Here is an 11,594-nt window from a genome sequence, read left to right as displayed (position 1 = left end):
TCAGCCGAGCGCGTTTTGAATTTGACGCATCCAGTGCTCCGCCCGCTGCGCAAAGGTCTTATCGTCATTTTGATACAGCACCCCACGTGAAACATTCACCAGAAGCGGCGCCTTGCGCCCGCTGCCCTTCAGCGCCGCCAGATCTCCGCCCTGCGCTCCGAGTCCCGGAATCAGCAGCGGCACGTCAGGGATGTGATCCAGCACATCGGGAGCCGCATTCGTCAATCCGACCACCAGTCCGGCCTGCGGATGCCCTTTCGTCATTTCTGCCACGAGTTCATAGACCTGCCGGTCACCGGTCTTTTGCAGCTCAATGTCCTTCGCGCCCGGATTCGAGGTCACCCCCAGCAGGTACAGCCCCTTGTCCGTGTATTTGAGAAACGGCTCCAGCGTGTCACGGCCCATGTAGGCGTTCAGCGTCACCGCATCCACATTCATCACGTCAAAACAGGCTTTCGCATAGTAACCCTGCGTCTCGCCGATGTCGCCGCGCTTCACATCCAGCACGATCGGGATCTCTTTCGGAATCTCCTGCAAAATCTCCTCCAGCATCTTCACGCCGCGCCAACCCAGCGCCTCGAAGTAGGCCGAGTTCGGCTTGAACGCCGCCGCAAACGGCGCGGTTTGCGCGATCACGTCGAGAATCCACCGCTTCGTCGATTCTTCCGCGTTTTCGGCCCGCACATCGAGCCCCACGCAGAGGTTCGAGCCGGTTTGGGTGATGCGTTGATTCAGCTTGTCGAGAAAAGTCATGCGCGTGTGATTGGCACAACCTGTGGCAGCGGGCAACAAACTTGACCAACGACCGTCACAACGGCCACTGGCGGTTTACCAACCCCTTTTTTCAAGAAACGCTGCCAAAACAAGCCCGTCGCCATCAAAAGCACTCCGAGCAGCACATAAGCCGGACGCAAATTCGAGTAGCTCATCGTGCCTGCGTAATGGTCCACCAGGCTTGCGGACGTCGCTCCAGTCACAAACAGCACCACACAGTAGAACCACGCCTTCCCTGCCCGCGCAGGCGAGTGATCCTCATCGGTCTGGGGCGCGGAGAAACCGCCAAAATAAGCGAATCCTCCCAGCAAGGCTGCGAGGAGCAAAAGACGCCGCCATTCAAAGTTAAATTCCATCGGAGGATCCGGCTTTGAAACGAGCTTGGCCCTTATGGGCGCTGAAATCGATCTTCTTCATATGGGCAAGCAACAGCACCTCGCGCTTCTGCCCGGGATAATCAGAGAGTCCCTGCCATTTATTCGCAGCATGCAGAACGGCGAGCAAGCGCGTAAGTTTTTGATCCAGGCCATCCTCGTTCGGGACAAGTCTGCGGAAACGATGCAGGCCACGAAGCAACAAGAGCGGCCCGCCAAGAAACAACTGGCTCAGCACATGGGCCGGACCCGTGACCTTGCCCATGTAGTGATCCACGACATGCGCACCCGCCGTGTCAGCCGCTCCGCCCAGGTCGTGATATAACGCCGACTCCATGTATGTTTGGAAGTCCTGCCCGTTTTGCCAAGTGCGCCAACCACTGAACGTGATGCCAGCCAGCGCCACCGCCGCAACCCAAGGCGCTGTCGTCGTGGGAAATCCGACCGCGTGCAAAACAATCGCCGCTCCATAGCGGAAGAACAGCCATGCCAGTGCATAACAAAACAGGCCGCCCAAAAGGCTGAGCACCCCAAAAACGATCTGGCTGCGATTGAACTCAGAAATCATGCGCCGCATGCTAGGCCGAAGCGGTGAATCTGATCCAGAAAAAAATTGTGCCGCCCGCCGCGCCCGCCATCCTGCCCGCCTTCCCGATGAGCAAAGAAGCAGCCATCCAGCCCCTTGTGGGCATCATCATGGGCTCCAGTTCCGACTGGCCCACCATGCAAAACGCCGCCCAGGTGCTGAAAGACTTCGGCGTGCCCTTTGAAAAGAAAGTCGTCAGCGCGCACCGCACGCCGCAGCTTCTGTACGATTACGCCACCACCGCCTCGAAACGCGGCCTGAAGTGCATCATCGCCGGTGCCGGCGGAGCCGCCCATCTGCCCGGCATGACCGCCAGCATGACCACCATCCCTGTTCTCGGTGTGCCGGTGCAAAGTCGCGCCCTTAGCGGCATGGACAGCCTCTACTCCATCGTGCAAATGCCTGGCGGCGTTCCTGTCGCCACCTTTGCCATCGGCAACGCGGGCGCTCTGAACGCCGGACTCTTCGCCGTCTCCATGCTGGCGAACGAGAATCCCGATCTCGCCGCCAAATTGAAGACCTTCCGCGAACGGCAGACGCAAAAGGTGCTCGAAAGCCAGAAGGAACTCGAAGCCGAACCGAAAGCATGATGTTCCCGCCTCCTTCGACGATCGGAGTTCTCGGCGGCGGTCAGCTCGGGCGCATGCTCGCCTTGGAAGCACGCCGCGCCGGTCATCGCATTGCCATCTTCACCGATGAACCGCAGGGCTGCCCCGCCGGACAATTCGCCGACATCGAGATCAACGCCGCTTACGACGACACTGCGGCGCTAAGCCGCTTTTTGCAGCAGGTCGATGTCGTCACTGCCGAGTTCGAAAACATCCCCGCAACGTGTTTGGCAGCCGTCGAGGCAATCAAACCACTGCGCCCCGGCTCCAAAGCGCTTTTCACCACGCAGCACCGCGAGCGCGAGAAAAACTTCCTGCGCGATCAAGGCATCGCCTGCGCCCCGTTTCGCGTCGTCGATGATTTGAGCGGCCTCGAAGCCGCCGTGGCCGAGGTTGGCCGCCCCTGCGTCATCAAAACCGCCGCTTTCGGCTACGACGGCAAAGGCCAGTGCAAAGTCACCGGCGAAACGAACCTCGCTGAAGCCTGGAGCGGCTTTGTCGGCCAGCGTGCCGTGGTTGAGGAATGGGTCAGCTTCGTTTGCGAAGTCTCCGTCGTCGGCGCACGCGGCATCGACGGCAGCATGGCCACGCACGGCTGCGTCGAGAACCAGCACACGCATCACATCCTCGATGTCACCATCGCTCCCGCCCGCGTGGAACCAAAAATCATCGCGCAGGCCGTCGAACTCTGGAAAGCCGTCGCCGAAGGACTCGATTACGTCGGCACGATGGCCGTTGAGATGTTCGTCACCAGCGAGGGCAAGGTCATCGTCAACGAGATCGCCCCGCGTCCTCACAACAGCGGCCACTACACCATCGACGCCTGCCGCACGAACCAGTTTCAGCAGCAGCAGCGCGCCGTCTGCGGCCTCCCGCTTGGCGATGCCTCGCAGCACACCCCCGCCGTCATGATCAACCTCCTCGGCGACATCTGGCCCGCCCCGCTCACCCATCCCGACTGGTCGCCCGTGTTGAATCATCCGCGTGCCAAACTCCACCTCTACGCCAAACGCGAAGCCCGCGCCCGCCGCAAAATGGGCCACTTCACCGTCCTCGGTGACACAATTGACCAGGCGCTCAAAGACGCGCTCGCAATCCGGCGTGATTTGGGCATCGCCTGACTTTGAGGAATCTAAACTGTCAGTTTAAATTACTCAAACGTCCAATGCGGGAAAATCACAGCTTTTCGACCATTTCACCCAGTTGTTTGAAGGAAACAACCTGCATGCCCTCCGCGATGGCGCGTGACGGGCTGGCCGCGCGCGCCGGACGATGCACCAGCGTGCAGCTCACCTCGCGCTTCGGGCCAAAGTGCTTCTTCCAGGCCTCGCTGAGGCGGCGCATCGGGATCACCATGTCCGGTTTGGCTGTGTGCGATGCCTTGGCCTCGATCAGGTGCATGGAGCCGTTCTTCCCAGGCACCACGAAATCGACCTCCAGCCCCTGCTGGTCGCGGAAGTAGTAAATCTCGCGGCGCTTGCCCGCGTTCACCTGCGCCTTGACGATTTCAGCCGCCACCAGTCCTTCAAAGATGCTGCCAAGAAACGGCGAGCGCTCCAATTCGGCTTCCGTCTCAATGCCGAGCAAGTGACAGGCGAGTCCAGGATCAGCGATGAAGATTTTCGGCGAGCGGATGATGCGCTTGCCGATGCTTTCAAAGAACGGCGGCACCACGATGATCTGCGCCGTCATCTCCAGGATGTCGAGCCACTTGCCGATGCCCGGCACGCTCATGCTCAGCGGCGCGGAGAGATCGGTCTTGTTCAAGATCTGACCATGGCGTGTCGCCAGCAGCGAGAGGAAGCGTCGAAACGCGCCCAGGTCTTGAATGGCCGAGACCGAGCGCACATCACGCTCGATGTACGTTTGCAAATACGAGCTGAACCACAGCCGCGCGGCCTTCGGACGTGCCACCACCTCCGGGTAGCCGCCGTTCAGCATGCCGACCTTGGGCGCTTCGCTCACCGCCAGCGGCATGAGCTGCATCACGGCGGCACGACCCGCCATGGATTCAGTCACGTTGCGCATCAGGCCGGACTCCTGCGATCCCGTGAGGAACCATTGACCCATCTTGCGCGGGTTCGCGTCGATGCGGCTTCGCACGTAGTTGAAGACTTCCGGCAGGTGCTGAATCTCGTCGAGAATTACCGGCAGCTTCACGCCATCGAGAAAACCCTGCGGGTCGTTGCGGAAGCGGGAGATGATGTCCGGATCCTCAAACAGATAGTATTCCGCCTTCGGCATCAGCTTGCGCAGCAGAAAGGTTTTCCCCGAGCGTCGCGGCCCGGTGATGACCACCGCAGGAAAATTTTTCGCCGCCGTGAGCAGGTGTTTTTGGATGTTTCGAGTGACCGCCTTCATTTGAGGAATCTAAACTGCCAGTTTAAATTCCTCAAACTCGCATTTTCACACTTTGACCCAACTTTTGGCTTGGCTGCTCTGCAAAATGGCCTCGCAGAGTTTGACCTCGTGGTGGCCGTCTTCGGCGGTGGCGAAGAGGGCGGGTGTTTTCTTGCCACTGGCGATGTGCTCGTAAATGGCGCGGTAGTGCATCTTGTGGCCGTCGCTGAAACCTTCGGCGTGACCCGGCGGATAGTCGGTAAAGTTGGCGACGTCTTCGAGGAAGCCGGGCGTGCCGCGCTGGAGGATTTGATTCGGTTCATCGCGATGACCGACCTGGATTTCATTCGGCTGCTGCAAATCCCAGCGCACGCTGCCCTTGGTGCCGTAGATGCCGAAGCTGAGGCTGCATTTCCAGCCGGCGGCCACTTGTGAGATCGCCGCGTTCGCATGCACGCCGTCGGCGAAACCGTGCTTGGCCTTGCCGAACTTCAGCAGCACGCTGCCGAAGTCTTCGGTATCGACCTTGTAGTCGATCATCTTTTTCGGATCGACCTTCGCAAAGGTCTGCACCTCGCCCTTCGGACGCTTGCGGGTTTTGTGGAAGGTTTCGATGTGGGCAAAGACGCTGTTTGGCTTTGACCCAAGCACAAAGCTGACTGCATCGATCCAATGCGTGCCGACATCGCCTACCGCGCGCAGTTTGCCACCCTCGCTGGAGAGAATGCGCCAGTTGTAGTCGGTCTCATACATGAGCCAGTCCTGGAAGAAATGGCCCTGGACATGCATGATCTTGCCGAGGTCGCCACGCGCCACCATCGCGCGCATTTGCAGGATGGCGGGGAAGAAGCGGCACATGTAGTTCACCGCGAAGACCGGCCCCTTTTTGCCGCCTTTCTTCACCGCTTCCACCACCTTCGCCGTGTCAGCCGCCGTCATGCCCAAAGGCTTCTCGCAAATGACGTGCTTGCCCATGGCGAGCGCACCCAGGCATTGCTCGACGTGAACCCGGTTCGGCGAGGTGATATGGACGACATCAATGTTCGGCGAGGCATACATCGCCTCATGATCGTAGTCGCCGTAGATTTCCGGGATGCCCCACAGCTCACCGACGTGCCGTGCGCTCTTGGTGGAGCCGCAAATGCCGTTCACGGTGACGCCGAGCCGTTTCAACGCCTCGATGTGAACGGGACCGATGAAGCCGGTGCCGATGATGCCTGCGCGAAGCTGATGGAGTGGTGTCATGGTGAGAGAGCTATTGCGAGATGATGAAACAGAACAAGGAACGAATTGAGCGAGCGAAAGTGGTCCGCACCTCGCAAAGCGCGGACCACTCTGATCAGCCTTCCAAAATGTATCCACACGCCAGCTTCTGGAAGCGCTCCACCTGATGCGCCGTTGTCTCGGCATCCCAGTTGAGTTCAACGGCCATGATCGCCGCCACACATGGCGCGGCGGACATGCTGGCCTGTGCGTCAAAGAGCAGGCTGCGGCTGCGGCGGGCCAGGACATCCCCAGGCGTGCGGGCCATCTCGTGGCGAGTGTGGAAGACAACCTCGGCGGCGGTGAGTTCGAGCTTGGGGTGGACTTTTTCGGCCAGCGCGGGCTTTTCACGCATCAAATCGCGAATCTCAGCCGCGTCGCTGCCATAGACGGCGAGCGGGTCGTCCTTTGGCAGCACGCTGGCGGAGCCGTGAATCATGAGATCGTGGGTGACACAGCGTTTCACGCCAATGCCGCCGATCATCTCGGCGTGGTCGATGACATCCTCGGCCATGCGGCGGTACGTCGTCCATTTGCCGCCGGTGATGGTGATGAGGCCGGAGTCGGAGACGAGGACCGTGTGATCGCGGGACAGCGCGGCGGTGGATTCGGTGTTCTTCATCGCCACGAGCGGACGGAGGCCGGCGTAGATGCTCCGCACGTCACGCGGACGCGGATCACGCGTGAGATAGCGTGCGGCATGGGTCATGAGAAAGTCGATTTCCTCCGGCAGAGCGCGGGGTTCGACACTGGCCTGCTCCACCGGCGTGTCCGTGGTGCCGATGATGACGCGCCCATGCCAGGGCACGGCGAACAACACGCGCCCGTCGTCCGTTTTCGGGATCATGATGGCCTGGTTGCCTGGCAGAAACTCGCGCGACAGCACCAGATGCACGCCCTGGCTTAGCGCGACGATGTTTTCGGCTTTTTGATCGTCCATGCGCCGCACGTCATCGACGAAGACACCGGTCGCGTTGATCACGCAGCGGGCGCGAATCTCGTGCTGCCTGCCTGTTTCAACGCATTCGGCCTTCAGGCCGATGACGTGGCCGTTTTCCTTCATCAAACCCCGGCAGCGCGTGTGATTCAGCAAGACGCCGCCATGGTTCACCGCCGTGCGGGCGAGGTGGATGGCGAGACGCGCGTCATCAAACTGCCCGTCATGGTAAACCACGCCACCATCCAGTCCCTCCGTCTCAAGCGTGGGCAGTTGCTGGATGATTTCCTCCCGCGTGAGATAACGCGAGGGCTCCAGCCCAAGCTGCCCGGCCAGCGCGTCATACACCTTCAAACCGATGCCGTAAAACGGCCCCTCCCACCAGTGGTAGCTCGGAATGACAAACGGCAGGCTGTGGACGAGATGCGGCGCGTTTTTGCAGAGCAGACCACGCTCACGCAACGCCTCCAGCACCAGCGAGACATTGCCCTGCTTCAAATAACGCACGCCGCCATGTACCAGCTTGGTGCTGCGGCTGGAGGTGCCTTTCGCAAAGTCTGATTGCTCCACCAGCACCACCGAGTGCCCCCGTGAGGCCGCATCCACCGCCGCGCCGAGCCCCGTCGCCCCGCCCCCGATGATCGCGATGTCAAACGGGCCGCTTTGAGACGTGAGCTGTGAGACGAGGCGTTCGCGGTTCATGGCGCGAGTGTAGCGTCATTCTGCATTCGTCATTCGACATTTTTCGACCTCTTGCTAGCCTCCGCTCTCCAACTCCAACCCACCCCCGCATCCCATGTCCGACATCGCTCTCGCCAAAGGTGAAAAATTTCTCGAAGACAACGCTAAAAAAGACGGCGTGACCGTCACCGCGAGCGGCCTGCAATACAAGGTCATCACCCCCGGCACCGGCAAAAGCCCGAAGGCCACGGACACCGTCGAAGTCCACTACGAGGGCACGCTGATCAACGGCACCGTTTTTGACAGCTCGTACAAGCGCAAGGAATCCATCGAGTTCCCGCTCAACCGCGTCATCGCCGGGTGGACGGAAGGCGTGCAGCTCATGCAGGAAGGCGCGAAATACCGCTTCTTCATCCCCTCCAAGCTCGCCTACGGCTCACGCGGCGCCGGACGCGACATCGGCCCGAACGAGGCGCTGATTTTCGACGTGGAGCTGATCAAGGTGAAGTGAGACGGATTGTTTGCGGGCACCCAGTGCATGCATGAGTTACACGCCGTCGTTTTTCGGTCGAGATAAACATCTCCTCCGAAGCATGCGACGGCGGGGTCACTCGATGATATCCATGATCTTCGCCGGCGGCTCATGATGCATGGCAAGCCAGGCCATGCCACGCAGGCGCGGGTTCGCATGCTTGAAGAAATGCTTGTAGCCGGCACAGAGGTAGTTCAGGCCGGGCTCGCCAGCGGGGGTGTTGATGAAGCGGTTTTTCGGGCACTCCCCATGGCAGGCGAAGCGCACTTCGCAGTCGCGGCAATATTGCGGGAGAGTGTCCGCCTTGGCCTGGCCGAATTGACGCTGCGGGACATCGCGCACGATGTCGCCGAGGCTTTGATCGAGCAGATTGCCGAGGCGGTGGCGCGGGGTGACGAAGTGATCGCAGGAATAGACATCGCCGTTGTGTTCGAGGACGACGGCGTCGCCGCAGGTCTCGCGGAAGAGACACAACCCTGCGGGCTGCCCCATCCAGACGCCGAGCATGACATCGAAAAGCTGGACGAAAATCCTGCCGACATCGCGGCGCACCCAGGTGTCCCAGATCGTGCTGAGAAAGGTGCCGTAGTCCTCGGCGATGACGCTCCAGGCGGCGACTTGGTCGGTCACGCCAATGCGATCCACCAGCGGGATGAACTGCATGTGGGTGGAGCCGATGCTCTTGAGAAACTCATACACCTCCAGCGGCCTGCGGGCGCTTTCGCGGTGTACGACGGAGAGGGTGTTGAAGTCCACGCGGTGGCGCTGCAGCACCTCGATCCCGCGCATGACTTTGTCGAAGGTGGGCTTGCCGCCTTTGTCCACGCGGTAAAGGTCATGCAGCTCCTGCGGACCATCGATGCTGAGGCCGACGAGGAACCGTTCGCGATGCAGGAACTCGCCCCAGGCATCGTCGAGCAGCACGCCGTTGGTTTGGAAGGCGTTGTGTATGGCGCGGCCATTGGCGTAACGGTGTTGCAGAGCGACGGCTTTTTTGAAGAAGTCGAGTCCCATCAAGGTTGGTTCGCCGCCCTGCCAAGCGAATGACGCTTCGCTCCCGCGCTGTCCCTCAATCTGTTGCCGGACGTAGGCCTCAAGGACTTCGTCGCTCATCCGAAAACGGGAAGTGCGGTCAAAGAGCAATTCTTTCTCGAGATAAAAGCAGTAGGTGCAATTCAGATTACAGATGGCGCCCGAAGGCTTGGCCATGACGTGAAAATTGTCCGGTGCCGAGGTCATGTCGCCGCTGTCCACTGGATGCGATAAAATACCCGCGGACCAGGAAGATCGTAATGGCGCAGAACCATGCCGTTATTTCCCGGAATGGCTTCATCCAGATTCGACCACGTCAGGAGGTCGGACGATTGCTGGAATTGATACGTTTCGCCGGATCGCGATAGAAAAGTGAGCTGGGTTTGCACATGTGAGCCGCTGACATCGCTCCAGCGCACGATTTCGATTTTCAAATTCTCCGGCCCAAACGGCGCGTTCGGCGGACGCGGTTGCAGGCGGCTGGCGACGGCGGCGGCCAGATTGTTCATCAATTGGGTCCGTGCCGCAGATTGCTCGCTGGTCAGCAGCGGCGGGTTTGGGAAATTATCAACGGCCCATTGCGATAAATTCTTCAACTCCAGCGGTTGCTGCCAAGTGGAATCGAAATCGCCACCGTTCGTCCGCAAGTCGTAGAACTCCTCCTGGTCAAGTTCCACCCCGGCCGCGTCGTAGTAACGTGAGTATTTGAAATCAGCCGTGCGGATCATCTGGATGCGATTGGGCGGAGTGGCGACGCCGTTCGGGGCTGTCGTCCGGTCCTGGCCAGCGTAAATGTCATCGTAAGTGAACAGCACATAATCCTGCACCGGCGGCGCGGCGGCATCGAGAATGATGCTGCTGTAATCAACGCCTTTGAATCCCTTGGCCTGCCAGTTCGGCACGCCGGTCAGCGCACAGAGCGTCGGCAAAAAATCCACATGCGAGACCATCGCGGTGGTCGTGCGCGCGGTGGGAAACAATTCCGGGTTGGACCAGACGAGCGGCACGCGCAATGTTTCATCGTAGGTGACAAAGGTCTTTTGCCGGAGTCCGCCGTGGACCAAACCGTTTTCGCCGTGGTCGGACGTGCGGATGATTAAAGTATCGGCGAGCAATTGCTGTCCTACGCTGCCGTTGTCGTCAAAGACGGACATGATTTGCGCGAACTGGGCGTCAGTGGCCCTGATCAAATTGGCGTAGAAGTTAAGATACTCCTTTTTCTTCAGATCGGTGGGCAAAGGTCCCAATCCAGCCGCCATGGCCGCGAGGACCTGAATTTGCGCAGTTGGCTTCTTGTTCAGTGCGAGATTCTCCGTGACCGTTGGCGGCAAATCAATCGGCGGCGTCGTGGGCAAGAGCCAGGGATTGTCGGTATAACCGCCTTCCTGATAATTGACCGGATAAGTCAGCACATCGTGCGGGTTGATCAGTGAAACGACGAGGCAAAACGGTTTGGACGACGGATTGGAAATCTGGTTCTGCAAAAAAGAGATGGTGTCGTTGACGAATCCCTGGTCGAGGTTGGCAGTGCCGCCGCCGAAATCATCCGGCGTCGTGTCCTTGGCCGGCGAATCCCACTGATCAAATCCGTAACGCGAAATATCATCATGGATTTCAGTGCCGTCAGCGCTGATCACGGGCGTGCTCATGTGCCATTTGCCTTTGTAGATAACGTCGTATCCGGCTTCCTTCAAACAGGTGGCCAGATTCGGCAGCGTCGGGTCCAGTTGTGGCTCGATTTAGCACTGCGGCACGTAACTCGTCAGGCAGTCCGTCGCACCGTGCTGCGCGGGAAAAAGGCCGGTGAAAAGGGAATTGCGTGACGGGCTGCACATGGACGTGCAGCAAAAGGCACGATCAAACGTCAGCCCCTTGCTTTTCAGTCGGGTCAGCGTGGGAAAATTGGCCGCTTCCCAGCCGGCGGGAAACCAGATCGGCGGACGTTCCTGATCGGTCATCAGCAGCAAAATGTTTTTTTGGCCGGGAAGTTGACCGGCATTGGCGCTTTGCGTCACCATGCCGAGGAACTGCGTGCCGGCAGCGGCGGCGGAGATCTGTTTGAGGAAGTCGCGGCGGCTTGGAGTGCTGGTCACAGGCTGGATATTCATGAGAGAATCCGGGAAGAATTTTCAAAGCTTCTGCACGAAGACGTGCATCGCATGAATGCTTCGTCAGTTCAAGAAGTACGTCGGTGCTCCGGCGTCACCTTTCGCGCCGGTGTCGGTGGCCAGAAAGAGATTCAGCAGCCATGCAATTTCACAACGCATGAACAGGGGAGTGTCTGATGCGGCAATGCTCCTGTGAAATGTGTCTTGCTGCCAGAAAACAGGGCTGCTGTCGTTTAGCAGCCTGTTGAAAAAGAGGGGTTAAAAAGGCCAAAACTTGGGGGCCAGTCTTCTTCGCGGCCTGGGTGCTGTTGGTGGCCGATTCGCATGATGGAACCTTGTGGCGCTCTCAAGCGTGTCCA

Annotated in this window: 8 protein-coding genes and 2 pseudogenes; 3 read left to right on the top strand and 7 right to left on the bottom strand. The window is 59.7% G+C overall.

Translation table 11 applies throughout. The features are described from left to right. On the bottom strand, nucleotides 1-753 hold the full coding sequence (gene pyrF / locus ACILSI_RS12465) for an orotidine-5'-phosphate decarboxylase (RefSeq protein ID WP_395722207.1): 753 nt from the start codon (nucleotides 751-753) through the stop codon (nucleotides 1-3). 366 nt (nucleotides 754-1,119) lie between these two features. Beyond that, the gene (locus tag ACILSI_RS12460) at nucleotides 1,120-1,716 is read right to left on the bottom strand and encodes a hypothetical protein (protein WP_395722206.1); all 597 of its coding nucleotides are present in this window, start codon (nucleotides 1,714-1,716) and stop codon (nucleotides 1,120-1,122) included. 86 nt (nucleotides 1,717-1,802) lie between these two features. Between ACILSI_RS12460 and purE the strand changes: the two genes are divergently transcribed. Both purE and ACILSI_RS12450 read left to right on the top strand, forming a co-directional pair. Beyond that, nucleotides 1,803-2,324: a 5-(carboxyamino)imidazole ribonucleotide mutase gene (gene purE / locus ACILSI_RS12455; protein WP_395722258.1), complete on the top strand. Its 522-nt coding sequence runs from the start codon at nucleotides 1,803-1,805 to the stop codon at nucleotides 2,322-2,324. Next, nucleotides 2,321-3,463 carry a 5-(carboxyamino)imidazole ribonucleotide synthase gene (locus ACILSI_RS12450; RefSeq protein ID WP_395722205.1) on the top strand — a complete coding sequence of 381 codons (1,143 nt, stop codon included), beginning with the start codon at nucleotides 2,321-2,323 and terminating at the stop codon, nucleotides 3,461-3,463. Before purE ends, ACILSI_RS12450 begins: the two co-directional genes overlap by 4 nt. A 55-nt stretch (nucleotides 3,464-3,518) precedes the next feature. Here the strand turns inward: ACILSI_RS12450 and ACILSI_RS12445 are convergent, their stop codons facing one another. The 3 genes from ACILSI_RS12445 to ACILSI_RS12435 all read right to left on the bottom strand — a co-directional run bounded on the left by ACILSI_RS12445 (nucleotide 3,519) and on the right by ACILSI_RS12435 (nucleotide 7,584). After that, nucleotides 3,519-4,703, bottom strand: coding sequence for an ATP-binding protein (locus tag ACILSI_RS12445; RefSeq protein WP_395722204.1), 1,185 nt, complete (start codon nucleotides 4,701-4,703; stop codon nucleotides 3,519-3,521). A gap of 45 nt (nucleotides 4,704-4,748) precedes the next feature. Then, on the bottom strand, nucleotides 4,749-5,927 hold the full coding sequence (locus ACILSI_RS12440; protein ID WP_395722203.1) for a Gfo/Idh/MocA family protein: 1,179 nt from the start codon (nucleotides 5,925-5,927) through the stop codon (nucleotides 4,749-4,751). A 94-nt stretch (nucleotides 5,928-6,021) separates the two neighbouring features. Further along, nucleotides 6,022-7,584 (bottom strand): glycerol-3-phosphate dehydrogenase/oxidase, encoded by a 1,563-nt coding sequence (locus ACILSI_RS12435; protein WP_395722202.1) that lies wholly within the window; start codon nucleotides 7,582-7,584, stop codon nucleotides 6,022-6,024. A 103-nt stretch (nucleotides 7,585-7,687) separates the two neighbouring features. Here ACILSI_RS12435 and ACILSI_RS12430 point away from each other — a divergent pair. Next, nucleotides 7,688-8,074, top strand: a pseudogene (locus ACILSI_RS12430) (FKBP-type peptidyl-prolyl cis-trans isomerase); the annotation flags it as partial. A gap of 96 nt (nucleotides 8,075-8,170) precedes the next feature. Here the strand turns inward: ACILSI_RS12430 and ACILSI_RS12425 are convergent. Both ACILSI_RS12425 and ACILSI_RS12420 read right to left on the bottom strand, forming a co-directional pair. Next, nucleotides 8,171-9,304 carry an anaerobic sulfatase maturase gene (locus ACILSI_RS12425; protein ID WP_395722201.1) on the bottom strand — a complete coding sequence of 378 codons (1,134 nt, stop codon included), beginning with the start codon at nucleotides 9,302-9,304 and terminating at the stop codon, nucleotides 8,171-8,173. A 26-nt stretch (nucleotides 9,305-9,330) separates the two neighbouring features. Beyond that, nucleotides 9,331-11,235 (bottom strand): annotated as a pseudogene (locus ACILSI_RS12420) (sulfatase-like hydrolase/transferase). Nucleotides 11,236-11,594: the final 359 nt, after the last annotated feature.

The sequence above is a fragment of the Prosthecobacter sp. genome (assembly GCF_044232965.1).
GTDB lineage: Bacteria > Verrucomicrobiota > Verrucomicrobiia > Verrucomicrobiales > Verrucomicrobiaceae > Prosthecobacter.
This window is presented reverse-complemented; position numbering and strand designations above follow the sequence as displayed.